General features: G+C 46.5%; 21 protein-coding genes. 4 read left to right on the forward strand and 17 right to left on the reverse strand.

Annotation, left to right across the window (positions count from 1 at the left end):
• Positions 1–36: 36 nt before the first annotated feature.
• From nagZ to adhE, 9 genes are all read right to left on the reverse strand, one after another.
• Positions 37–1,674 (reverse strand): beta-N-acetylhexosaminidase, encoded by a 1,638-nt coding sequence (gene nagZ, locus J2X75_RS24940; protein ID WP_310341236.1) that lies wholly within the window; start codon positions 1,672–1,674, stop codon positions 37–39.
• The gene (locus J2X75_RS24945; RefSeq protein ID WP_310341241.1) at positions 1,671–3,332 is read right to left on the reverse strand and encodes a response regulator transcription factor; all 1,662 of its coding nucleotides are present in this window, start codon (positions 3,330–3,332) and stop codon (positions 1,671–1,673) included. The genes nagZ and J2X75_RS24945 overlap by 4 nt, the downstream gene beginning before the upstream one ends.
• On the reverse strand, positions 3,329–5,164 hold the full coding sequence (locus J2X75_RS24950; protein WP_310341243.1) for a cache domain-containing sensor histidine kinase: 1,836 nt from the start codon (positions 5,162–5,164) through the stop codon (positions 3,329–3,331). Before J2X75_RS24950 ends, J2X75_RS24945 begins: the two co-directional genes overlap by 4 nt.
• 32 nt (positions 5,165–5,196) lie before the next feature.
• The gene (locus J2X75_RS24955; RefSeq protein ID WP_310341245.1) at positions 5,197–6,027 is read right to left on the reverse strand and encodes a carbohydrate ABC transporter permease; all 831 of its coding nucleotides are present in this window, start codon (positions 6,025–6,027) and stop codon (positions 5,197–5,199) included.
• Positions 6,027–6,911, reverse strand: a complete 885-nt coding sequence (locus J2X75_RS24960; protein ID WP_310341248.1) for a carbohydrate ABC transporter permease — start codon at positions 6,909–6,911, stop codon at positions 6,027–6,029. Before J2X75_RS24960 ends, J2X75_RS24955 begins: the two co-directional genes overlap by 1 nt.
• A 51-nt stretch (positions 6,912–6,962) precedes the next feature.
• Positions 6,963–8,330, reverse strand: coding sequence for an ABC transporter substrate-binding protein (locus tag J2X75_RS24965; protein ID WP_253438859.1), 1,368 nt, complete (start codon positions 8,328–8,330; stop codon positions 6,963–6,965).
• Between the two features lie 192 nt (positions 8,331–8,522).
• Complete coding sequence (pflA, locus tag J2X75_RS24970; protein ID WP_310341251.1) at positions 8,523–9,275, reverse strand: pyruvate formate-lyase-activating protein; 753 nt, start codon at positions 9,273–9,275, stop codon at positions 8,523–8,525.
• Positions 9,276–9,363: 88 nt separating this feature from the next.
• On the reverse strand, positions 9,364–11,622 hold the full coding sequence (gene pflB / locus J2X75_RS24975) for a formate C-acetyltransferase (RefSeq protein ID WP_310341252.1): 2,259 nt from the start codon (positions 11,620–11,622) through the stop codon (positions 9,364–9,366).
• 824 nt (positions 11,623–12,446) lie between these two features.
• Positions 12,447–15,059 (reverse strand): bifunctional acetaldehyde-CoA/alcohol dehydrogenase, encoded by a 2,613-nt coding sequence (gene adhE / locus J2X75_RS24980; RefSeq protein ID WP_074095716.1) that lies wholly within the window; start codon positions 15,057–15,059, stop codon positions 12,447–12,449.
• A gap of 430 nt (positions 15,060–15,489) precedes the next feature.
• On the opposite strand from adhE, the gene J2X75_RS24985 reads away from it, so the two are divergent.
• Entirely contained in the window at positions 15,490–16,206 is a 717-nt protein-coding gene (locus tag J2X75_RS24985) for a Crp/Fnr family transcriptional regulator (protein WP_169481984.1), read from the forward strand.
• A gap of 87 nt (positions 16,207–16,293) precedes the next feature.
• On the opposite strand, the gene J2X75_RS24990 is transcribed toward J2X75_RS24985, so the two are convergent.
• The 6 genes from J2X75_RS24990 to J2X75_RS25015 all read right to left on the reverse strand — a co-directional run bounded on the left by J2X75_RS24990 (position 16,294) and on the right by J2X75_RS25015 (position 21,789).
• Positions 16,294–17,007, reverse strand: a complete 714-nt coding sequence (locus J2X75_RS24990; RefSeq protein ID WP_017687552.1) for a hypothetical protein — start codon at positions 17,005–17,007, stop codon at positions 16,294–16,296.
• Between the two features lie 197 nt (positions 17,008–17,204).
• On the reverse strand, positions 17,205–17,936 hold the full coding sequence (locus J2X75_RS24995) for a hypothetical protein (protein WP_105599559.1): 732 nt from the start codon (positions 17,934–17,936) through the stop codon (positions 17,205–17,207).
• A gap of 191 nt (positions 17,937–18,127) precedes the next feature.
• The gene (locus J2X75_RS25000) at positions 18,128–18,424 is read right to left on the reverse strand and encodes a winged helix-turn-helix transcriptional regulator (protein WP_167483707.1); all 297 of its coding nucleotides are present in this window, start codon (positions 18,422–18,424) and stop codon (positions 18,128–18,130) included.
• A gap of 333 nt (positions 18,425–18,757) precedes the next feature.
• On the reverse strand, positions 18,758–19,486 hold the full coding sequence (locus tag J2X75_RS25005) for a ThuA domain-containing protein (RefSeq protein WP_310341261.1): 729 nt from the start codon (positions 19,484–19,486) through the stop codon (positions 18,758–18,760).
• A gap of 24 nt (positions 19,487–19,510) precedes the next feature.
• Positions 19,511–20,479: a sugar phosphate isomerase/epimerase family protein gene (locus J2X75_RS25010; protein ID WP_036674961.1), complete on the reverse strand. Its 969-nt coding sequence runs from the start codon at positions 20,477–20,479 to the stop codon at positions 19,511–19,513.
• Between the two features lie 197 nt (positions 20,480–20,676).
• Positions 20,677–21,789 carry a Gfo/Idh/MocA family protein gene (locus J2X75_RS25015; RefSeq protein WP_310341265.1) on the reverse strand — a complete coding sequence of 371 codons (1,113 nt, stop codon included), beginning with the start codon at positions 21,787–21,789 and terminating at the stop codon, positions 20,677–20,679.
• Between the two features lie 190 nt (positions 21,790–21,979).
• Between J2X75_RS25015 and J2X75_RS25020 the strand changes: the two genes are divergently transcribed.
• Positions 21,980–22,798 (forward strand): AraC family transcriptional regulator, encoded by an 819-nt coding sequence (locus tag J2X75_RS25020; protein WP_310341268.1) that lies wholly within the window; start codon positions 21,980–21,982, stop codon positions 22,796–22,798.
• A 25-nt stretch (positions 22,799–22,823) separates the two neighbouring features.
• Here the strand turns inward: J2X75_RS25020 and J2X75_RS25025 are convergent, their stop codons facing one another.
• Both J2X75_RS25025 and J2X75_RS25030 read right to left on the reverse strand, forming a co-directional pair.
• A complete protein-coding gene (locus J2X75_RS25025; protein WP_310341270.1) occupies positions 22,824–23,138 on the reverse strand; it encodes a hypothetical protein in 315 nt (104 codons plus the stop codon).
• Positions 23,139–23,170: 32 nt separating this feature from the next.
• Positions 23,171–24,109, reverse strand: coding sequence for a Gfo/Idh/MocA family protein (locus J2X75_RS25030; protein WP_310341273.1), 939 nt, complete (start codon positions 24,107–24,109; stop codon positions 23,171–23,173).
• 199 nt (positions 24,110–24,308) lie between these two features.
• Between J2X75_RS25030 and J2X75_RS25035 the strand changes: the two genes are divergently transcribed.
• Together J2X75_RS25035 and msrA are read left to right on the forward strand one after the other, a co-directional pair.
• Complete coding sequence (locus J2X75_RS25035) at positions 24,309–24,920, forward strand: TVP38/TMEM64 family protein (RefSeq protein ID WP_310341276.1); 612 nt, start codon at positions 24,309–24,311, stop codon at positions 24,918–24,920.
• Between the two features lie 181 nt (positions 24,921–25,101).
• Entirely contained in the window at positions 25,102–26,064 is a 963-nt protein-coding gene (gene msrA, locus J2X75_RS25040) for a peptide-methionine (S)-S-oxide reductase MsrA (RefSeq protein WP_091028748.1), read from the forward strand.
• Positions 26,065–26,126 lie beyond the last annotated feature (62 nt).

Genomic DNA, 26,126 nt, shown 5'->3' on the forward strand with positions numbered 1-26,126 from the left:
CACCATATCACAGAGAGATTTAAGGATTGAATAGGTCTAGCGCAAACGGACAGGCAGACTTCCTGTTGGCTGCAGTCCACCGGTTAACACATGGGACAGGGCCCGAACAACTGCAGGTGTATTCTCATACGTACATACATAACTTCCCGGCCTCGAAATCTCCAGCAGGTCATATGGATTACGCAAAGCAATTACAATCAGCGAATGGTTTTCACTAAGCTTTTCAACCAAATACTGCTGCCCTTTCGGAAGATGACCTGCCGATGTGTACGTACATACGATAACTTGTTCACTATCCGACACATCCGCCAATATCCGATCTGCTTCATCATAAGTGGGCTGAGTAGTAATTTTGTGCTCACGAACTCTGCCTCGTAGCTGCGATAGAGCAATACCCAGCGATTCTGTATGAGACCAAGGTTCATCCACCTCTGTCCGTTGCACAACCTCAGGCCAGATGACATACACGTCCTTCTCTGGGTCCAACGGCAGCAGCCCATCATTATGAACGATGGTAATACTGTTTGAAGCAATCTTGAACAACGTCGATTCGTTGGGCTCTGTGGGTTTAGTAGATTCAGTGCAATCAACAGGTTCAACATCGGTTGCTTCGACCGTTTCACTCGCTTTCGGCGAAACCAGATGATCATTCTGCTGGCCGCAGCGCTTTCTTTTCCATGTCATAATACGTTCAACCGCCTGATGAATAACTTCTTCCGAGATCCGGCCCGTTCGAACTGCTTCCACAATGGCTTCCAGCGCAGCAACCTGATCGTGCAAGGTATGACTCACCAGGATCAGATCTGCTCCTGCCTCCACAGCACGAATCGCAGCTTCAGCTACCCCATATGGCTTGGATATCGCATGCATTTCAAGACAGTCTGTAATAATAATGCCTTCAAAACCCATTTCCTCACGTAATAGACCCGTTAACACCTTATGCGACAACGTTGCCGGAATGGGCTCGGGCTCAATCGAAGGGAACATCACATGAGCTGTCATAATAGCATCAACTCCGGCCTCAATCGCCTTACGGAACGGTAACAACTCCATCTGTTCCAGCCTGTTTCGATCATGAGGTACCGTAACCATACCAAGATGAGAATCTACGGCGGTATCTCCATGTCCCGGAAAATGTTTGGCAGTAGCAGCTATGCCCTGTGATTGATATCCGGTGATGGCTGCTACGCCATGAGCAGCCACACTTTCAGCATGTTCACCATACGAACGCACACCAATGACCGGGTTAAGCGGGTTGTTATTCACGTCGACCACTGGCGCAAGGTTCATATCAATACCGATGCTTTTTAACTCACGACCCAGAATTTGGGCACACTCCAGGGTATATTCCGCATTGCCTGTCGCACCAAGCGCCATATTACCCGGCACTTGGGTCATTCCCTCTTTGTCAATCCGTGCAACCATGCCACCTTCCTGGTCCACCGAAATCATGAGTGGTAGGGCCCCCGCTTCAGCAGCCATATCTTGCAGTTCGGCGGACAGCCGTGTCAATTGATCTACACTTTCGACATTGCGCCGGAAATAAATGACACCCCCGACATGATAGTCACGGATTAAGCGAGTAATCTGTTCATCTGCTTGCTGACCGTGAAATCCACACATCAACAATTGTCCTACCTTTTGCTCCAATGTCAGATCATTTAAGAGTTTCATTTGACCTCTCCTCCCGTTTCCCTTGCCACTACGCCCAATCGTTTACTCTGCCTGTACTCGGAGGGTTTCATGTGGAAGTGTTTATGAAACACCTTGGAGAAGTAACGGCGCTCCTTGAACCCTGTGGCTTCCCCAATCGCTGTAATGCTCCATTCGGTTGTACTCAACAATAAAGCGGCACTTTCCATCCGTTTCTGCGTCATGTATTCCACAAAAGTCACACCCATTTGAGTTTTAAATAACTGGCAGAAGTATCCCGGGCTGATTCCGAGCCAATCGGAGACTTCATCTATTCCCAAGTCCTGTTGCAGCCGTGCATCCATATACTCACATGCAGACAGGATCAGTTCCGATACAGAAGGACGTGGCTGCGTTTGTTTGCCCTGACAGACATGGGTAACAGCCTCTGCAAGTTCAAGGAGTTCCCTCATGGATACGGCTCCTTGCAGTGCATTCCAAAAATTCGCTTCGTGCTCTTCAGCGAGGGCCTGTACTTCACGCAGTTCCCGAAGCATGTGTACAAGCATAAACCGAAGATTGGTTTCATCTATCTTGCTGGAGGATTGTCCTGAATTTCCCATTTGCTGTTTAAGCCGATCCAATACATCACGTAACCCCTGCTTGTTGCCTTGACGAATCCACCGAGTAACAAGCTCCAGATCTTCTCTTGTAATCCATGAGTTAGCCCCTTTGGAGGCCGTATGATCATACGATAAGGCGGTTTCGGGACAACACGCCTTCAGCACCTTGTCTTCACTCTCTGAATGGGACATCAGTATTTTTTGACAATACCGGTATCGCTCCAGAATTTGACTTTCCAGGTTCACGGGCACAGCATCCTGAACAACCCTGAACTTCACACTTGAATCCAAGGACAATATCATATTTAATTCGAGACACAGTTGATGGGCCAGTTCCTCTGAGCGACGTTTCCACTCCCCCGATGCCTCCAGCAGGATGCACCACTCACCTTTGCGGGTCGAAAGAATCTGGCAGTCCCCCTTAATTCTCTCTGCCACTTCCCTAAGTCTGGAACTTACGGTCTCATGCCATCCTAGATGCTGAAGCTCGGACCAGCCGATAGAATGGCGAAAATAACCGACCGCATCCACCAGCAGCAACGTATAAGGTGCAGTAGTTGTTATGAATTCAGGAACAGAGGCAGGATAGGCCACCTTCAATGGTGCTTCTCCTCGCAACAGGTCAATCAACTGTTTGTGTCTGATCCAGCTTTCCATCTCTTGGCTGCGATAACGTTGCGATTCGTTTTCCAGGCGTCTCTTCTGGATCTGCCCGGCAAGCTCACGCAGTTTATGTTCCAGATTCAAATAATCAATTGGCTTACATATGTATTCATGTACATTATACTTGATAGCGGTTCGAGCATATTCAAACTGCTGATAGCCGGTCAGCAAAATAATTTCACACGTTTCACCCTGCTCTCGCAGCAAACGAATAAGTTCCAATCCATCCATAGACGGCATCCGAATATCGCACAAGAGAATGTCTGGATGACTTTCTGTTACTTTCCCCAGCGCTTCTACCCCACTTCTCGCTGTACCTGTGATTTCAATCCCCATCTCCTTCCAGGGTAAAATGTAGTTCAGATTCTCCAAAATCGGCAGCTCATCGTCAACCAGCATTGCAGTCAGATTCATCCGGCTTCCTCCTGCTCATATAATGGAATGATGCATCGAATAACTGTGCCGTACCCCGGTGCTGAACATATAAATATGCCATACCCGGCCCCGTATTGAATACGAATTCGATCTGCCACACTTCGTAATCCCAATCCCCTGCGTTCAGTTATAGACGATAATGATTCCGCCCCTTCCGTGAGCATATCTTCCGGCGGATCTTCTGCCATATACTCAAATCGTGCGAGCATTTCCTGGGGAATACCGATCCCATTATCCTCAACACATAACACCAGATGACCCCGTTCTGCATATGCGCTTATCCGCAGTACACCTGGATAGGTGATCCCCTCAAACCCATGTTGAATACTATTTTCCACCAGAGGCTGGAGGGTAAGCTTAAGCAGGATTGAGCTGTATAGATGGGGTGGAATGTCAATCTCATAGGTGAACAAATCACTGAACCTGTACTGTTGAATCTCCAGATAACTTTGCAAATGTCTTATTTCCTCACCCAGCGGAATCTCCTCCTGATCCTGAATGCTGATACGAAGCATATTGCCAAGTCTGGTCACCATCTCGCTTACTTTACGGCCCTCCCCACGCAGCGCTAATCCATTAATGGATTCCAATGTGTTGAACAAAAAATGGGGTTTGATCTGGGCCTGTAGTACACGCAGTTCCGCTTGGGCTTTCTGCTCTTGCTCTGCACGAACACGACGGAATAATCCCCCGATACGATCCAATAGTTCATTGAACCCTTGCGCAAGCAGCTGCATTTCATCGAATCCTTTTCCCTCAACCCTCGCATTAAAATCACCATCATCCACACGACGCATAAACCGTACAAGTACAGCAATGTTACCCGTGATGCGATTCATGAAAAAAAGATTAAAGATCATTGCTGCGAGCAGGCATAATAGAATAATGATGACAGACCAACCTGCAAAGGCATTGGTTTCCGCAGATAAGGCTTCCCATGAAGTCACACTGACGAGACTCCAATTATAGTTCTTCAGATGATATTGCGAAATGATGCTCTCCTTGCCGTCAAAGACCGTTCTGACACTGCTAAAGCCGGGACCGTACCTGCCGGATTCAGCACCAAGGTTTTGCATATTCTCACCGTTATAACGCCCTGCAGGATCATAAACGATCAGCCCTTCTTCGTTAATTAACAGGAATGACGTATCCTGTGCCGAATCGCTGATTTGCAGGTGACGGAAGATCCGGTCGATCTCTCCTTTTTTGATCTGAACAACAAGCACGCCGATATTTTGAAAATAACTGAGTTCTTTGACCAATCTGATTTGGGTGAAGACAGGCTCTACCCCGGTTAATTCGGGATATTCCAGAGGTGCGAGCCATTTAGGCACACCATTAAGTTGCTGAATTTCGTTGAATAAAGGATGCACTTTGAATTGCTGAAAAGAAAGGGCTTGAAAGTTCTCTTTGGTGAAAATGGAGACAATCTGGTTGTTCTCGGAAGAACGCAAATCATATAAAAAGGCATAACTGATGAATGGATAGTTATATAGAAGGGAACGGAAATTGCGCTGGCTGGCATTCAGGGATAACTGATTACCAGTCCCCAGATCCTGCTTGGTCGGATCTTTGGCGTTCAATGCCATTTGGAAAACCGATGTGGCTATCCCGTTGTCGGTCACATTGTTAATCTGCTGAAATACATTCTCGATATTGTAACTAATAGCCTGAAGCGCATATTCGGCCTGTTGATTGTATTTTTTCTCAATCGTATGTGATGTGACCAGAAACATGCCAATGCCCAGCGCACACATCGGTACAATGATCAGCAGCAGAAATGCCAAGGCCAGCTTCATTCGCAAGTTCATATCCCGTTCTCCCTATTCACTGGTTCATGGTATTAACCTTTGACACCACCTGCAGTTACTCCTTCTATAATTTTCTCCTGGAGTATAGCGTAGATCACAAGTACAGGTACAACACTGTATACAATACCTGCCGACATCTGGGCATAGTTCATCTGATATTGATCCCGAAACTGGACCATGCCCACTGGCAGTGTACGCAATTTATCGGTGGATAAGAAATAGTTGGCGAGTAAAAATTCGTTCCAGTTGCCGAGGAAATTAACGATAAAAACGGTAACAATAGCCGGAACGGTAAGAGGTATCACTATTTTAGCAAAGATACCCGGGGCCCTCAAGCCGTCCATAACCGCCGCTTCCTCAATTTCTCCAGGCAGAGAACGCATAAAAGCCGCCAGTATAATAATGGTAAAGGGGATCGCATTAGCCACATAGGGCACGATCAATGCCAGATGCGTATCCAATATACCCATTTTGCGAACAAGCAGATAGATCGGCAGCATGAGTGCATTGTTTGGAATAAGCATGCCCGCCAGAATCAGGCTGTACAGAAACAGGCTCCATCTCGGGTGTCTCATCCGGGTTACGGCAAAAGCAAACATGGCGCCGAGCGCAATCGTACACGCCGACGATAGAACCGAAATGTACAGGCTGTTCCAGAAATACGTGCCAATCTTGGCATTCACCCAGGCCTCCACGTAATTGTTAAACTCCCATGTTGTAGGCAAACCGAATGGATTCAGGGCGATTTCATTGTTATCCTGCTTGAAGGAAGAGAAAATTACAAATAAAAAGGGAAACAAAATCGCGATCAAGTACAACATTAACAACACATGAGGTATACTGCTTTTTATGCTTTTCGCCATCAATATTCCACCTTCTCGCCCCGCCTCGCTACCAGCAGTTGATACACCGCAGTAAGCACAAGCGTCAGAGCAAAGATCAGCACTGCAATGGTATTGCCATAACCATATTTGAAATTAGTAATCGCATATTTGATCATGTATGTCGCCAGAACCTCGGTGGACCCTGCGGGCCCACCTTTGGTCATGACAATCACGATGTCCGCTGCTTTCATGGCTCCTGCAATGGACAACATGATCACCACTGAAATGATCGGCCGGATCAGCGGCAACGTAATTCGCATTGCACGTTGTACCGCCGTTGCCCCATCGATTGCAGCCGCTTCATCCAAATCACGGGGAATCGCCAGAATGGCCGCCAGCACCATGACAATGTAAAATCCCGTCCACTGCCAGGCGTTGGTCACCAAAATGGACAACATGGCAAATCGGTTATCCGATAACCAGTAGATGGGCTCGATGCCCAGCACATGAAGTATTTTGTTTAACAGTCCAATATTGGGTTCATAGATGAACCCCCACAAGATACCGATAACGGCTGTCGACATGATGGATGGTAAGAAAACAGCCGTTTTATACAGACCTTTCAGCCTTTTCACATTGGCAATCAGAAGCGAAAACAGGACGATTAGGGGTACCTGAATCAGTACCGAAAATCCGATGAAAAAGCCGTTATTCCTTGTGGAAATCCAAAAACGTTCATCGGTCAGCGCCTTCACATAGTTGGATAAACCCACAAAACGTGGCTCAGCCGATACCCCATTCCAACTCGTCAGACTGTAATACAGGGAGCTGCCAATAGGATATAGGAAGAACATCACAAACAGGATTAGGGCTGGCATTACAAACAACGTATAGATTAACGGGCTGCGGAGTGAAGTATTCATGGTCAGCCTCCTTCAGTCACTTCAACGATCGCAGTTTCAGCTTGGATTGATTTATTCCACTGAAGCGTTTGCTTCTTCCTGTACCTTTTGCAGCTCTTCTGCCATTTTCTCTGGCGTGGTCTGCCCACCAATCAACTTCTGGATTTGCAGATTGCTGATCTCTGTCGTCACATCCGCCTGAACGAGTGCATCAAATGCCGGGAACGACGTCTTGGACGCATTAAGAACGGCCACAATTTCTTTCATCAGATCATCGGTAATGCTATCGGTTAACACTTTCTCATCCAGCTTCATGGCCGGCAACACACCATCTTCCACAAGGCCGCGAACCTGCATATCTTCATTGTAGAAATTTTTGATAAAAGCTTTCACTGCTTCCAGCTTCTGCGGGTCATCCGCCACTGCTGCCGAGAATCCGTATCCATTGTTCACATCGCGCATCAAAGACGTCTGATCACCTGCTCCGTTCTCTACCGGAGGCATATTAAAGAATCCAACCTTGCCAATGAGCGATTCACCGCTCTGACCTTCCTTGAATACAGATGATTTCCATGTTCCGTCATACATTAATACCGCTTCTCCACTTGTAAATTGCGTGGTATATTCGGCATACTCGAAGCCCAGTTCACCTTTTTTGAAATAACCCTTATCAACCCATTCCTTGTGTTTGGCAAAACCTTGCACAACACCCGGGTCGGTCCACTTCGCTTCACCTGTTGCAAACTTTGCGGTAATCTCCGGCCCGGCATATCGGGACCACAGATGGTTGGTTAACATAAGCGGTACCCAGCCCGCCTTGGATGCGGAAGCAAGCGGCACTTTGCCATCAGCCTTGATCTCGGCCAGTATATTGTCCAATTCAGCCATGGTGGTTGGGGCTTTCCATCCTTTTTGTTCAAAGTACTCTTTATTATAGAAAAAACCTTCGCCCGAACCGCCAATCGGCAGTCCATATACTTTGCCTTCATACGTAAACGGTTCAAGGGATGTAAACTGGTCCTGAATGCCCAGCTCTTGCAGGATTGGGGTCAGATCAAGCAACATACCTTCCTTGGCATAAACTTTGGAATCCGGGCTACCGAACAGTTCGAATATATCCGGCGGGTTGCCTGCCGCCATCTCCCCGCGAAGCTTTTCCTTACGATTCACATCGGATTCGACACCATCCAGCGTAAAGGTCAGATTGGGTATCTCACCCTCCACTTTGTCCACAACATCCTGCAGAATGGCCAATCTTTTTTGTTTGTCAGCCCCCACCTGCGTGTGGCGAAGAAGCATCTCAACCGGTTCCTTACTTGTCTCCTCCACAGGTGTATTGCCTGCGCCCTGCTGTGGCTCGTTACTTGAGCCTGCACATCCCGCCAAAGTCCATGAAGTGATAAGCAATAATGAAAGCAGCAATGTCATTCTTTTTTTCATCGGGTTGACCCTCCTCAAGATATTGAGCATTTGGCTTTACACTCTGATTATAAAAAGCCGGAGCTTACATCGTAAGGATGACAATTCATCAATGGAGGGATAAAATCCTTCACTGGACAAAAAACAGCCCCTGCGAAGTGTATTCGCAAGGACTGCTTGGCTCTTAGTTTCTACGTTATATATAAATGTTGATCACTTACCGGAACAAGCCGCGCCAGCCGTTTCCTGGCGACCTTGTTCGATCAGGCGATACGCCCGCTCCACTTCTTCTTCACTTGGCGAAGGAACACCATCCAGTGGATATACTTTGCCGAGCGCCTCCCATTTATAGATCCCCATCTGATGGTATGGAAGAATTTCGAATTTCTCGACGCCATTTAATGTTCCAATAAATCGTCCGAGGTTAAGCAGATCCTCTTCCTCGTTATGAATGCCAGGAACATACACGTGACGTATCCACATTTTCCGACCTTGCTCCGATAACCACTTGGCCGTTTTCAACGTTCTCTCGTTGGATTTGCCTGTCAACTTGATATGTTTCTCATCATCAATATGTTTGAGGTCCAGCAGAACCAGGTCTGTATGATCCAACAGATCGTGAATCCGTTCCGGTTCGTTAAATCCGTTGCTGTCCAGTGTCGTATGCAATCCCCAGCGCTGCTTCACTTCCTTGAAGATTTCGGCTACAAAGTGGGCCTGTAACGTTGGTTCTCCGCCAGATATCGTGAGTCCGCCTCCCGAGCTGCGGTAGTAGGATAGATACGGCTCAATTTCAGCCAGTACCTCCTCAAGCGTCATTTCTTTTCCACCATCCAGCGCCCATGTATCAGGGTTGTGGCAATATTGACATTTGAGTAGACATCCTTGCATAAAAAGCACAAAGCGGATGCCTGGGCCGTCAACCGTCCCGAAAGTTTCGAGTGAATGAATATGTCCTTTAACCATGCTGCCTCTTCCTTTCTGTATCCGCATCCGCTGTGCGTTTAATATGTTTGGAATGCCTTGCTCTAGCAGTCCTCTACTTGCAAATTATTTACATCGAGCCATGGAACGTACGGTTGATGACATCCAACTGTTGTTCACGAGTCAGTTTAATGAAGTTAACGGCATATCCGGATACCCGTACAGTCAGTTGCGGATAATTTTCCGGGTGATCCATCGCATCAATCAATTGCTGACGATCAAATACGTTAACGTTCAGGTGATGAGCGTTTTGACCGAAGTAACCATCCATCATCGCAGTCAGATTGGATTTCCGTGTAGTCTCCTCTTTACCCAATGCTTTTGGCACGATGGAGAAGGTATTTGAAATACCATCAAGACTGTGTTCATAAGGCAATTTGGCTACAGAGCCAAGGGATGCCAGTGCACCTTTTTTGTCACGACCATGCATTGGGTTCGCGCCTGGAGCAAATGGTTCACCTGCTTTACGACCATCCGGTGTTGTCCCTGTTTTCTTACCATATACCACGTTGGAAGTGATCGTTAGAACGGATTGTGTTGGAACTGCGTTACGGTAAGCTTTGTGCTTGCGAATCATGCCCATGAAGTTCTCGACCAGTTCAACAGCAATGCTGTCTACGCTGTCTTCATTGTTACCGTAACAAGGGAAGTCTCCTTCGATTTCGAAATCAACAGCGATGCCTTGTTCGTTACGAATTGGTTTTACTTTGGCATATTTGATTGCACTCAGTGAATCTGCTGTAACCGAGAGACCAGCGATACCACAAGCCATCGTACGTACAATGTCACGGTCATGTAATGCCATTTCGATACGCTCATAGCTGTATTTATCGTGCATGTAGTGAATGACGTTTAGGGTGTTCATATACAACTTCGCGAGCCACTCCATCATTGGTTTGAAGCGTTTCATAACCTCATTGTAATCCAGCACTTCGCTTGTAATGGCAGGATACTCAGGTCCGACCTGTGCTCCGGATTTCTCGTCACGACCACCGTTGATCGCATACAGGAGAGCTTTTGCCAGGTTGGCACGAGCGCCGAAAAATTGCATTTGTTTCCCGATCTTCATTGCCGACACACAGCATGCAATACCGTAATCGTCACCGTAGATTGGACGCATCAGATCATCATTTTCATACTGGATTGAGCTGGTTTCGATGGATACTTTGCTGCAATAATCTTTGAAAGCTTCCGGAAGTTTCGTTGACCAGAGAACAGTCAAGTTCGGTTCTGGTGCAGGACCCAGGTTGTGCAGTGTATGCAGGAAACGGAAGCTGTTTTTGGTTACACGTGTTTCACCATTCACAGACATACCACCGATGGACTCGGTCACCCATGTTGGATCTCCACTGAACAGTTCGTTGTAATCCGGTGTGCGCAGGAATTTGACAATCCGCAGTTTCATTACGAAATGGTCCACCAATTCCTGAGCTTGTTCTTCGGACAGAATGCCTTCTTGCAGGTCACGCTCAATGTAGATATCCAGGAAAGAAGATACACGTCCGAGTGACATCGCAGCACCATTCTGTTCTTTGATCGCAGCGAGGTAACCGAAGTACAACCATTGGAATGCTTCTTTTGCTGTTGTCGCTGGCAAGGAAATATCGAACCCGTGCATATCGCCCAATTGTTTCAATTCTTGCAATGCACGAATCTGTTCAGACAATTCTTCCCGCAGACGAATGACATCTTCATCAATGACATCAACTTCGAGTGCATTTAATTCACCTTTTTTGTTACGAATCAGGAAGTCTACCCCGTACAAAGCTACACGACGATAGTCACCGATGATCCGGCCACGGCCGTAAGCATCTGGCAGACCTGTAATAATCCCTGCTTTACGCGCTGCACGCATATCGGAAGTATAAGCATCGAATACACCCTGGTTATGTGTTTTGCGAATGTTTGTAAATATATCAATGACGCCTTGAGGCAATTCGAAGCCGTATGCTTCACATGCATCAATCATCATCCGGATTCCGCCTGTTGGTTGAATGGAACGTCTGAATGGAGCATCGGTCTGAACGCCGACAATCTGTTCTTTGGATTGATCCAGATAACCTGGTTGGTGAGAAACAATAGTCGCTGGTGTGTTCACATCAACGTCAAGGACACCGCCGTTATCCCGTTCCTTTTTGGTCAGATCAGATACGATCTCCCACAATTCTTTGGTATTCTGAGTTGCACCTGCTAGGAATGCTTCATCACCGTAATACGGAGACAAGTTGTGTGCCAGAAAATCATTCACATCTACGGATTTGGTCCATGTTCCTTTGGTAAAGTTTCTCCAGCCTGTTTGTTGTTTGACATCTTTTTCAATCACCGACATCGTAATCCCTCCACTAATTTGGATTTCTGGACACATAACATCTTGTTTCATTCGTAGCATTGTGTGCCCAGAGCCGCGATTAATGTGAATTGTTTCACATAAACCGGAACATGTTCTCTCTACTTGGGAACCGGAACCGCGGGATGAATATTTTTCTTACATTTTCAGTATACGACTTGAGGCTTTCATCATCTGTGATTTTTGTCACAAAGTCAGTGAACTAACTCACTCCACCTGCGCTGTGTCCCATTGAACTTGAAACTTTACACAGGATCACTGCGTGCCAGACAACCTTACAATTGCTGCTCATTATTTAAATTTACTGAAAAAGCGAATGAACATTCGGTGGTGTACACTGGCCACTGCAAGTAGAGAACAACCTTCCGATCGCTGTTATCCCCGGATTTTTTGATTCACTTTTTCAAAGGTGAAAATCCAGTGATAAAGGCGAACGCTCCGCTTCTTCAGGTTTTTTCTCTCCTCTCCGTTATCGTGTACAAGTTTAGTTCAACTGATAAAACAACAATGTCCAAAATCCAGTGCAAAGACGCAAGCTTCGCTCTTCAGGTTATTTCTGCCCCTCGTTGTTGTGTAAGGGGATCGTTCAAACGGCCTCATCACGGATTCCGTGTAACCTCTTTTAGAACCCTTTGCTCCTCTATGCTTGGAGCAGCAAATCAAATCTTAGAATAAATCCCGAAAAACAGGTGCTTCGCTCTTCTGTGCTTCTGCCCACTCGTTATTGTGTGAAAGACGGCAATCGGGGCTCCCCTCTCGGGGAACCCTGATCTTCTTGCCGTAAGGCACGCTTCGTTCTAGATTCTTTATTCAAACTTTCCGTAGAAAGCGTTGCGGTATACATCAGCCAGTTCAGTTACCAACGGCAACTTTGGATTGGCGGTTGTACATTGGTCTTCGAAGGCACGGTCTGCCAAATAATCTACATGTGCTTCAAAGTCTTTGGCATCAAATCCGATTTCCTGGAACGATTCTTCAATGCCCAATGTTTTGTTCAGTTTGCGAATGGCATTGATAAGACTGGTTACGCCTTCTTCTGTTGTACGTGCAGGCAATCCCAGAATCCGGGCAATTTCGGCATACCGCTCATCCGCTACAAAGTGTGAATATTTCGGGAACGATGCAAATTTGGTCGGTTTTTTCGCGTTGTAACGAATGACGTGTGGCATCAGGATCGCATTGGTGCGTCCGTGTGCGGTGTGGTACTGACCGCCCCATTTATGCGCCAAGCTGTGGTTAATGCCCAGGAATGCGTTGGCAAACGCCATACCGGCAATCGTGGAAGCATTATGCATTTTCTCACGTGCCAGTTTATCTCCTTGCAGCGCAGATTGCTCCAGGTATTGGAATACCAGCTGGATTGCTTTGATCGCAAGGCCATCCGTGTAATCATTCGCCATGACAGATACATATGCTTCGATGGCGTGAGTCAATACGTCCATACCTGTATCTGCAACGGCTGTTCTAGGCAGGGAGTATACAAACTCCGGATCGACAATCGCTACGTCTGGTGTCAGTTCATAGTCGGCCAATGGATATTTGGTATTACCTTGATTTTTATCTGTGATAACCGCGAACGATGTCACTTCAGAACCTGTACCGGATGTTGTTGGAATCGCTACAAATTTCGCTTTTACGCCGAGACGTGGATATTTGTAGATCCGTTTGCGGATATCCATGAATTTTTGTTTCAGATCGTTGAAGTCCGTGTCCGGATATTCATAGAACAACCACATGGCTTTGGCAGCATCCATTGGTGATCCACCGCCGAGTGCGATAATGCAGTCTGGTTGGAAGCGGCGCATCATTTCGGTTCCACGATCTACCGTTGTAGTGGATGGATCTGGCTCAACATCGGAGAATACTTCGATCGCTACTGGCATTTGGCGTTGACGCAGATAGTGTTCTACCTTTTCAACATATCCAAGCTTCACCATCATGGCATCCGTAATAATGGCCACACGTGTGATGTCAGGCATTTTGGCAAGGTACTGCGTTGCGCCTTTTTCGAAGTAGACTTTGTTCGGCACTTTGAACCATTGCATATTCACGGTACGGCGAGCCACCCTTTTCACATTGATTAAGTTTACAGCGGTTACGTTGGAAGAAGTCGAGTTACGTCCGTATGATCCGCATCCCAGTGTCAATGACGGCATGTTTGTGTTGTAGATATCCCCGATGGCACCGTGTGTGGATGGTGAATTCACAATAATCCGTCCGGTTTGCAGACGATCTGCGAATTTGCCGATCACTTCTTCATTTGTGGAGTGGATAACCGAGGAGTGACCCATGCCGCCAAAAGCAACCACTTCTGCTGCACGCTCAATGCCCTCTGCTGCCGTTTTAACTTTGTAACATGCCAGTACCGGACTTAATTTTTCAGCCGACAATGGGAATTTCGTACCTACCCCTTCAATCTCGGCCACGAGAATTTTGGTGCCTGCTGGAACTTCAATTCCGCACAACTTCGCAATGCTCACCGCAGATTGACCAACAATCGCCGGGTTCACCGCACATTTCTCGGCATTAATCGCACCTGCTGTCAATTTTGCTGCTTCATCTTTGTTAACAAAGTAACAGCCGTTCGCAATCATTTTTTTCTTCACTTGATCGAAGATCGGTTCTTCAATGATTACCGCTTGCTCGGAAGCACAGATCATTCCGTTGTCGAAGGACTTCGACAGGATCAAATCCGTCACTGCCTGATTGATATCCGCGCTTTTCTCGATAAAGCAAGGTACGTTACCCGGTCCTACGCCCAGTGCAGGTTTACCACAGCTGTACGCTGCACGTACCATGCCGGATCCGCCTGTTGCCAGAATGAGAGCCACATCATTGTGATTCATCAGTTCGTTTGTACGATCCATGGAAGGATCATCAATCCATTGAATACAATCTGCTGGTGCACCATGTTTCACAGCCGCTTCCAGCAGGATTTTAGCAGCTTCCCGGCTACAATTCTGTGCAGATGGGTGGAAACCAAAGATGATCGGGTTACGGGTCTTGATGGAGATCAGTGCTTTAAACATCGTCGTTGATGTTGGGTTCGTGACCGGTGTAATCCCCATAATAATGCCGACCGGCTCCGCAATTTTCTGGAAGCTCTCATATTCGTTATCTTCAATCACACCTACGGTTTTGTCATACTTGATGCTGTGGTACACATATTCTGTTGCAAATATATTTTTGGTGATTTTATCCTCATACACTCCGCGGCCTGTTTCTTCTACGGCCATCTTGGCAAGCATCATGTGTTTATCCAGACCCGCAAGCGCCATCGCTTGCACAATCCGGTCAATCTGCTTCTGGTCCATCTTCATGAATGCGGCGTGTGCTTTATTCGCTTTGTCGATTAACGTTTGAATATACTGACCTGCTGTCGGTTCTTTTGCTGGGGCGACTTCGTTCTTTACAGCCATCTCCCTCATCCTCCTAAAGGTTCGTATTAGTTTGTCTCTCTCGTTTACATTCACATCGTAACATGACAATAAACTTAATTATGTGATTTTTTTCACAAAGTATAACAAATTTAATTTAAGTTTTGTAGTGTCCTTCATACAACCATTTTCACTTCCTATTTAAAATATAGGGCTGTAAAATTCATCCTCTCCATTAAAAGTGAATTTTATCACAATGTTTGAAATTTCGTCATTTTTGCCCCCTTTCCTTCCCCCTCAAACGGTAAGATTAGGTATATACTGAACTTAAAAATTGAACCACCGCAATTTGTACCGTCCTTCCTCCCGGCCGAGATGACCCTGATCAGGACGGCAACGGTTTGCGGCGAACCTCGGAGGCTACTGCTTACTACAGAAGGTCGTCCGATGGACATAAAGGGGAGATAGACTTATGAGAGAACTAACAACTGTACTGGAAAAGCGCGGTAATACCAATTGTTTCTCGGAAGCGAATTTCAACCATTTGCTGGTTACCATGAAAGATAGAACCTATCCGGAAGGTACACATCTGTACTGGGAAGGAGACGTCTCTGACAAACTTTATTATATGAAACGGGGTCGTGCCCAGATCACCAAATCCACGGATGAAGGCAAGGAACTGATCATGTACATGTATCAATCCGGTGATATGATTGGGCAGGCTGATCCCTTCTTTGGCTCTAAACACAGCTTCTCAGCGGAAGTGCTGGAGGACAGTGAGATCGGTGTATTGGAGCATAAAGACCTGGAGATGTTGATCTGCCAGCATTGTGACTTTGCGATCGACTTTATGAAATGGATGGGCATCCACCACCGGTTGACACAGACCAAATTCCGGGATCTCATGTTATATGGCAAACCGGGTGCACTCTGCTCCACCCTCATTCGGTTGTCGAATTCGTATGGTGAGCCTCATGGAGAGCATGTCATTATACACAAAAAAATTACCCACACGGACTTATCCAATATGATTGGAGCCACTCGTGAAAGTGTAAACCGCATGTTAAGCGACCTGCGTAAGAAAGATGGGATTGAATATGACAATGGCATGATTGTCATCAAAGATCTGAAGATGCTTCAAGGGATCTGTCACTGTGAGCTTTGCCCGAACGAGATCTGTCGTATTTAACATTTGGCTATGCTAATCGGATATTACTTATATATTTAATGAAAAAAAGCCCAGTTCTCTAAAAAGAGATTGGGCTTCTTGGTATACTTAGGATGCATTGGTCAATTCAAGCTTTACCGCATCACGTGGATTCAATTTCATGTCCAGACCATTTTCCATTAATTCTTTGTCATTCACCATAATGACCCATCGCTCATTCATACGAGGCGTAACATTCTCGACCGAAACGACAAATTTGTTATTCTCCGACATTCTTACAATGCCGCTGGACTTCAACACATCGCGAACTGTGCACTCTTGAACGTAGACGCCGGCATATTGACGATTAAGGGTTGGCATAATGTTTCCACCGCTAACCTTGAGTAACGTTGTCTGATATGCAACGCCATCCCCCCCACTGTCAGCGGCTTTCACGTAAATGATCACTTCATCTTTGGCATGAAGTTCCATGTCCCAATCTTCCTGCTCAATATCCTTGCCATTCAATTTGACAGCCCAGCTAAGCGAAGAATCCAGAGAAACTTCACCGACGGATTGAATCCGTTTGCCATCTGCCGTAAAATCGACCAGTCCGCTATTGAGTAATGCTTTTTTGAGTGTCAAACCCTCACTAAAATCTCGCTTAATGGACTTTGTTGCATCAGGCAAAAATGTACTGCCATCTACAGCCACTGTGATTGTATTCGCTGTTTCTGTCTCTTTGACAATTGGCTGCTCAGAAGGCTGTGTCTCACTACAACCAGCCAAGATCGCCAGTAGGAGCAAACATACACCTATGTAACCGGGGATTTTCTTCATCATGTAGGTAACACCACCCTGCGTAAAATCATTCACCCTGTTGTCCATAACCTCTATTATGGCACAACCCTCGGCAAAAAAAAGTGTCAAAGCCGTTACTTTTATTGCGCGTGCCCTCCAGAGAGGGCTTATACAACAAAGAGAGCCTGCACACAGGCTCTCCAATCTAAATCATTTTTATGTTCTCATTGGTTGCGTTATCACTGGACACTAGCCTGCATATATGTCCGTCCTCCATCGCCATCTTTCAGATATGGATTAAGCCCGAAAAACTGCTCCTCAGATACGTATACACCTGTCAGCAATCGCCCTTCAAGCAATCCACCGTCCACCTGCACGCAGCATGAAGGTGCGTCTACATACTCCTGATACAACGGAATCTGCCCATATTGTTGATGTACCTTGAACACCTTCCCTTGCTCATGCAAAGGTCGTTCCGAAAAATAGGTAGGCACAATATAACGGGCAATGACATCCAGTTCCTGCACGCTGTAAAAGGGTTCATCACCAAGCCATGGTGCAAACATTCGAATCTTCTCATATTGTGACCAAACAACCGCCTGAATCAGCATTTCTGCCTGAACCAGCCGACCTTCTCCCACATCCAGAACCAACCGCTTACCATGGATGGTTTCTTCCATCTGAGAAGTCGTTGAATCAGGTTGTCCCAGCTCACATCCGATACACTTCCAGCCCCTGGACGTTTGAATCCATTTTTGCAGCACCGCCGGAGCTAATCTCGGACCATCGCTGTTCACAGAATGCGTATTCACTTCGGCAAGATCATCCTTAATTGAACGGGAATATGCTGTGCGCTTGAACAACTCCGCAGCTTTTTTATAAATTAGATGGACCTGAATGGATGCGCTCTCAAGTTCTGCAATATCTTCTTTGCCGTAGCGTACTTCACGGGATAAGCTTTCTTCTCTCATGACAAGTGGGCCTCCTTCGCTCCGGCCGTCTGTGGCCATTTTCTATAGATTATACTACAACTCATGACAACATGTGCATAGCCCAGGAGAAAAACGCCGATCCACCTAATACTTAAGACAAAAACCCCTGATTTCCACGGAAATCAGGAGTCTATGTCATTCATGTAACAAAAGTGGGTGATGCTTATACGTTAGTCAACCCACTGCTCAGCCCAGTCTTGAATTTGATTCATGACGGGCTGGAGCGCTCTACCTTTCTCCGTCAGTTCATATTCAATACGAACTGGCGTCTCGGGATAGACGTGACGAACCAGAATACCTTCACTCTCCAGATCTTTCATCCGTTCGGATAACATCTTATCACTCATGGATGGAATCAGATTGGAGATATCCTTGAATCGCTTCGAACCACTCATCAACGTTTGAATAATTAAACCATTCCAGCGCTTGCCCAAAAAAGAAAACGCCGTCTCAAAACGCGGACACATCCGCAAGTCTTGACCTTCCACATTAATCACCTCTTTAGAGATCACTCAAATCAACTTACATTTTGTTAGTATATTTCATAATAACATATTTAAGCTTCAAAGAAAACGCCTGCAACTAAAAAGTTTAAATTTTAGAAGCATAACATCCAAAATGGATCATACATCCCAGTATACATTACACGCTGCGTCGTAACCATGGGAAATATCGTATAACTTCCCCATAGTACTATCTTACCCAAAAAGAACCCAACTGCCACAGTCATCAATGACTCGGAGAAGGGTTCTTTTTGAATAAAACTTATATAATTTCCATTTCACGATTGAGTTAGTGAATTAGACCAGCACGCCACCAAATGGTCTTACAGGTTGGCTCTTGCCAAATTCCGGCTTAAAACTGCGGGCAGGATATGCCCATTTCACTGCGTTGCTGATTACTCTTAATATTTCCGGCTTGTAATAGGTCGGATACGTCTCATGACCTGGTCGGAAATAAAAGATTTTACCTTCACCACGCCGGAACGTACATCCGCTCCGGAATACTTCCCCACCTTGGAAGTTGCTTACAAACACCAGTTCATCCGGTACTGGAATATCGAAGAATTCACCGTACATCTCTTCTTTTTCCAATACAATCTTGCCTTCGATGCCATCCGCAATCGGATGAGATGGGTTAACACACCATACAATTTCCTGCTCGTCAGCTACACGCCACTTCAGATCGCAGCTGGTTCCCATCAGTGCTTTGAATGGTTTGGAGAAATGACCTGAATGGAGCACAATCATCCCCATCCCGTTCAGCACTCGCTGCGCGACCTTCTGTGAGATCTCATCGCTTACGCGATCATGTGCCATATGTCCCCACCATATGAGCACATCTGTGGAATTCAGCACTTCATCACTTAATCCGTGTTCAGGCTGATCCAGTGTAGCTGTACGAATAGCAAAGCCTTCGCCGCCAAGTCCGTCAGCCAGTGCTCGATGCAGACCATCCGGGTAGACTTCCCTTACTTCATCGTGAATTTTCTCATGGACAAATTCATTCCAAATGGTGACGTTGATCATATTCAATTTCCCCCTAGTGTAGCTCTAAACCCACCACATATCGCCCAGCGGTTCTTCGATTAATACTTGCTGGAGATTTTGCACGGCTTTAGAGAATCCTTCTTCAACCGACATGAGACCGTCTTCGTGCTCAATACTTACTACATAATCATATCCGACCAGACGCAAGGCACTCATAATATCTGCCCATGTCTTGTTATCATGTCCATAACCGACCGAGCGGAACTGCCAAGCCCGATCCAGCATATTGGTATAGTCCTGCATATCCGTTACACCGTGTTTGTTCACGTTTACCGGATCAATTGTTGTATCTTTTGCATGGAAGTGATGGATGGCTCCTTCACGTCCCAAGATGTGAATTGCCTGAACCGGATCAATACCTTGCCACCACATGTGACTTGGGTCAAGATTGGCTCCGATCACTTCACCTGCTGCTTCACGCAGTCTCAGCAACGTTGCTGGAGTATGAACGGAGAATCCACCGTGCAGCTCCAATCCAACTTTTACGTTACGATCTGCTGCAAATTTACCCCACTCTGTCCAGTAAGGGATAACTTTGTTCTCCCACTGCCACTTCAGGATTTCCTGGAAGTCATTTGGCCATGGTGCGACAGGCCAGTTCGGATATTTGGCATCCTCATGGTCTCCCGGACAACCGGAGAATGTATTCACTACAGGTACTTCCAGCTTTTCAGCCAGTTCTACTGTTTTAACAAAATCATCGTGGAATCCTTTGGCAATATCCTTTTGTGGATGTAGCGGGTTACCGTGACAGCTGAGTGCACTGATTGTCAAACCACGTGATTCCACTGCATTTTTGAAGTTTTTCAATGCTGTAGGATTGCTTAACAACTCATCTGGCTTACAATGTGCATTGCCTGGATGTCCGCCTGTTCCGATCTCTACTGCTTTTAATCCTTTGGATGCTACATAATCAAGAGCATCCTCCAATTTACGTCCTCCGAATAGTACCAAAAATACGCCGAGTTTCAAGTGCGATTCCTCCCTGGATTAGATATCGTATGATTGCTGAATTCATGAATATTGAACTACAATTACCGTTCAGATCACATGCCTGTTTGATTAGTGTGGAAAATCGAGAGTGTTTCTATCCTGAAATTGAACGTAAGAATACTGGTTATTCTGCTTCACTCGTAAGAGCATCAAGCTTCGAACACTTTTTACTCAGACTAGTGGGATTCCACGGTTTCAATCTCAGTTTGAACTGTGCGAGTTACTGCAAAAGAATCATAGCTGCTTTCCAGATGTATATGCTTGCCTTCAAGTGAAGAACGCTGGAATGAATGCATGGCTTCCAGTACGTGATAAGCAAGCTTGCCACTGGCTTTGTGTTCCCGTCCGGCACGAATGGATTCGACCATTTCGGTTACGCCGATGCCTCGTTCGTTTTGTCCACTTTCGAAGACTGGTTTGACCGTCTCCCAAGTGTCTTGACCGTATCTGCGAACCTTCACTTCCCCGTTAAAATAATTGGGGTCCGGTACACTAAGCGTACCTTCTGTACCATAGATTTCAATACGTGGCAGATCCGAAGCTCCGCGAATATCGAAACTGGTGATCATGGTTGCAATGGCACCTTCTGCAAAATCAATGGTTCCTGCCAAGTGGGTAGGCGTCTCTACTTGCAGTGCTGTACCTTCCTTCGGCCCAGAGCCAATCTTGCGATCTGCAATCTGTATGCCTGCCGAGGCACTGATTCTGCGTATCGGTCCAAGCAGCGTAATCAGAGCGGTCAGGTAGTAAGGTCCCATATCAAACATGGGTCCGCCGCCTGCAACATAAAAGAACTCCGGATTAGGATGCCAAGCTTCTGGTCCTCCACCCATAAAGAATGAAGTCGCTGCAACCGGCTTACCAATCAGCCCATCCTCAATGGCTTTACGAGCTGTCTGTATGCCTGAACCAAGGAAGGTGTCCGGTGCAGAACCAACATACAATCCCTTTTCCTCAGCCAACTCAACAACCTTGCGACCATCCTCAAGAGAAATTGCCAGCGGCTTCTCGGCATACACATGTTTGCCTGCTTCGAGTGCAGCCAGATCGGTCATCGCGTGACTGCCAGGAACCGTAAGGTTCAACACAAGTTCAATTTCGTTATTTTGCAGCAACTCATCTACATTGTAAACGTTTGCGATATTAAATTCATCTGCCCGTTCCTGAGCGCGTTCACGAATCAAATCCGCAACAGCCACGACTTCAATGATCGGGTTGTTTTTGAGATTTTCCAAGTAGATGGCGCTGATGTTACCACACCCGATGATGCCTGCTTTCATTTTCTCCACTGTGACGTTCATCTCCTTACGCATGGTGAAAATCTGCGTTTGAATGGTTGAGATACATATGTTTTGTTGGATGTTTCCTGATCCTTAAATCTAATACTATGGTATTCCGTTTCAGCTTCAATTAAAATGAATAATATGATTGAAACATGAACTATCTGGTCATAATTTTCAAATTGCAAGGAGTATGCCCATGCCGACAGATCAAACCTGCCAAGTTCTTACAGCAGGCTTTTCATTTCATCGTAAACCCTACGCTATGGTGCAGCCTGAAGGGGTGAAAAACTACCTGTTAAGACTGCAAACAGACGGACGTTGCCGTGCACGCATAGACGGGGACTTGTCCCTGGTGGATGCGGGCGATCTGCTTCTTTTTGATCCTGACGAGCCCTATGAGCTGAGAATAGACAATGAAACCAATCCGATGGGAGAACGACTGGTAGAGAGTGGTGACTATCACATCTTCTTTAATGGGTCCTGGGTGGATGAGTGGTGGAAGCGTCACAAACGGCCGACCCGAATCAAAGTCGAACTGACGGAAAGTCTCTTGGTCCTGTTTCGACAGCTCGTGCTGGAGCAACGCCGCATCTCCAATCCTTATCCGGAAATTTCAAGTTATTATATGCGAATTTTATGTCTCGAAGTGGATCGTCTGCTCGCGGAGCATCCAACGATAACCAACACCAATTATGTTGCTTATGAGATCAAGAATTACATTGAAGAAAACGCTTCCTCTTTATTCAAGCTGGATGATGTGGCAACACATATTGGCATCAGTGTCTCACGGGGTGTTCATCTCTTCAAAGAAGCGTTTGGCAAAAGCATCATGCAATACACGCTTGACGTACGGCTGAACATGGCCAGGGAACGGATTATTTTCAGTCCAATGACCCTGGAGCAAGTGTCTGAGTCTTCCGGCTTTAACAACTATACCTATTTTCATCGGGTATTCCGTTCCCGGTTCGGCATGTCGCCGAAGGAATTCCGCGTCATTCACCGGGAACAGATGTAATCATACCAGTATACGTAAGTTGAACTTATTTGCGCGCGGCTATGGCCTCGGATACAACCATCGCCAGATCTTCATTGCCAAACATGGACAACAGGCCAAGTACAGTATCATCCGGGATCTCACCGGCTTCCTCCTTGGATACAATCAGCTTCTGCACCTGCTGCAAACGCTCATTGCTCTGCTGATTCGGGTAGGCTTGCCGGTACATCTCTTCCGGGTCCAAACCATTATTGACACACCACTGGGCAAATACGAGGATCATCATCTCTTCTTCCTGTTTATAGGTTTCTATAACAGCTTCCTCGATCTGTTTATTACGTTCCTTTTCATATTCATCCATGACTTGTATTCCTCCGTATGTGTATTCTGCAATTATTTGCGAATCAATTGTTCAGCCAGTTCATGACTGTCCATGACATGACTTGCACTGATCAGGCAATCATCAGGTGAGTCCAGACAAGCCAGGAAATTGTCAACTGCTCCGCTAAAACCTCTGCGTGTTAACACGGTGTCCCAGCTCCCGAACGTTTCTTTGGTTTCCAGACTCCCCTGTTCCATGCAGCTGATCGTCTCCATGTTTACCACTTCAACAGATCGTCCACCACCATGCAATTCGATCTTCTCCAGATCTGCCCCAGCTTCACGCACCATATCGAATCGACCGTAGGCTGTTCTGCCCAGCTTGGCCGTTCCGGTTGCATGCAGCAGTCTGTCCAGATCATTCTTCCGAATCCATTGATGAAGTAACTCCACATTATGATCCGAGTACCACAACATCAGGTCCAGCATATGGATGAGATCATCATAGATGGTTTCTGCCGCAGGACGATCCTGAATGCCTGTACGATGTTTGGTCACTGTCAGGGACTCAAAGCCTTTTCCACCCTGCATCCATTCTTTCGCTTTCTGGTACATCGGTGCGAATCTGCGGTTGAAGCCCACTGCCAGCAACAGCCCTTGTGCCTCGGCAAAAGCAGTCATCTCTTCCGACTCCCGAATCGTATAGGATAACGGCTTGTCTACGTACACGGCTAATCCCTGTTCCAGACATTGCATGACAATGTCAAAGTGTGCTTCCGTTGCTGTATGTACAAACACCGCATCCAGCTCCCAGGACAACAGTTCTTTCAGATCCGTTGTTCCCCGTTCTAATCGATACGCCTTTTGAACGGCTTTGACCGGCTCCGGAGATCGGTTCATAATGCCTACAATCTCCACGTTCGGATGAGCTGTTAACAGCGGCAAATATACTTTACGTGCAATATCGCCGAGGCCGATAATTGCAACTCGTTTACGTTGGGTTGTTTCCATGATGATCATTCCACCTTCAGTTCGGTTCTATATTTCCACGTCCTATAGTGTAACCCTTCGGACAGCAACTTGCCAGTGATTGCAGCAGACTTCGCTCGAATTGTTCAGACAACGGGCGAACGTGGTAAACTTATAAGGAACAGCAGTACAGATCGGGACACGACCAGACCTGCCTGATCTGAAAGGAGCGTTTGGGATTTTGCGAAAATGGTTATGGCTTCTGTTATATGTTTTACTTGCAGGAGTCACGTTTATTTACAGATATGAACTGCTGGCCTGGACCGATCTTCATCAGTCCATTCCGCTGTTACTTGCCATGGCAACATTGTTTGCTCTTGTGCCTGTCATTCCTTATAAGTTTGTTATTATCGCGTTTGGTTACAGTTACGGTACCACCACGGCAGCCTGGATATGCTGGCTTGGCACCACACTTGCAGCCATGCTCGTTTATGGCGGAGCAAGAACCATCTTCAGACATCAGGCGAGATCGTACCTCGAACGCATTCGGGGTCTTAACCGTTTTACCACATGGATGGAAGCACATCCGTTCATGGGTGTCATGTCGATGCGACTGTTGCCGATCGTGCCTCAGATGGCCGTTAATATTTACGCAGGTATAACGTACACGCCATTCTGGGTCTTTATGCTTGCCACGGCCATTGGCAAATTGCCAGCGATTTTTGTTTTTGCCTATGCAGGTGCACAGGCTGAAACGTCCATCTGGCTGAGCCTGGCCATCCTTGCCGGATATCTGGTGCTCATGGCCATTGTATTGCTCTTATTTCGCTTTCGGTCACGCAACAAAGCCTGAATTCAGAATTCGCAAACCGTTCAGATTCAGCTTGTTTTCATTCCGGCTTGGTTGGCTTGCCAATTCAGGATATAATAGAAGAGCAAGCCTAATGCTTGTGTAACAAGTTTTAATAAAACGGTAGATTGCTGGAGCTCGAACACGAGCGCTAAATCTTCATCAGAAATGGAGTGACTATAGCATGGAACAACATTCAAGTGAGTTAGCAACTTTTGCAGGCGGATGCTTCTGGTGTATGGTGTCCCCCTTTGAAGAACTGCCCGGTATTCATAAGATCGTATCGGGTTATACAGGAGGACATACCGAGAATCCAACATATGAAGAGGTCTGCTCGGAGACAACAGGACATGTAGAGGCTGTACAAATTACGTTTGACCCTGCCATCTTCCCTTATAAGAAACTGGTTGAACTGTTCTGGCAGCAGATTGATCCTACTGATACAGGCGGGCAATTCCATGACCGTGGATCCTCCTATCAGACGGCCATCTTCTATCACAGCGAAGAACAGCGCCAGATTGCGGAAGCTTCCAAAGCGGAGCTGGGACAAAGCGGACGTTTTGACAAACCAATCTTCACTCCCATTTTGCCAGCCAAACCGTTCTATGAAGCGGAAGAACATCATCAAAATTATCACCGGAAGAACCCTGCCCATTACAAACGCTACAGCAAAGGTTCTGGACGTGTAGATTTCATCGAACGTAACTGGTCCGGTAATGTGGACAAAGACGGGCTGAAAGAGCGTCTGACGCCGCTTCAATATGAAGTTACGCAGAACAGCGCAACCGAGCCTGCATTCCATAACGAATTCTGGGATCACCACGGTGATGGTATCTATGTGGACATCGTATCTGGCGAGCCATTGTTCAGTTCTACCGACAAATACGATTCTGGCTGCGGCTGGCCGAGCTTCACACGTCCATTGCGTGACCACAACGTGAAGGAAAAAACCGATCTCAGCCACTTCATGATTCGTACGGAAGTGAGAAGTCGTGAGGGTGATTCCCATCTGGGTCACCTGTTCAACGATGGTCCTGCCGAAGCAGGTGGAATGCGTTATTGCATCAACTCTGCGGCACTTCGTTTTGTACCCAAAGAAGACTTGCAAAAAGAAGGATACGGTGAGTACGCCGTCCTTTTCCAATAACTTTTAATACAAATACAAAAAAAAGCAGTGGGATGATCCCGCTGCTTTTTTGTTGTACATTT

Source organism: Paenibacillus sp. 2003 (assembly GCF_031455635.1).
Lineage (GTDB): Bacteria > Bacillota > Bacilli > Paenibacillales > Paenibacillaceae > Paenibacillus > Paenibacillus amylolyticus_B.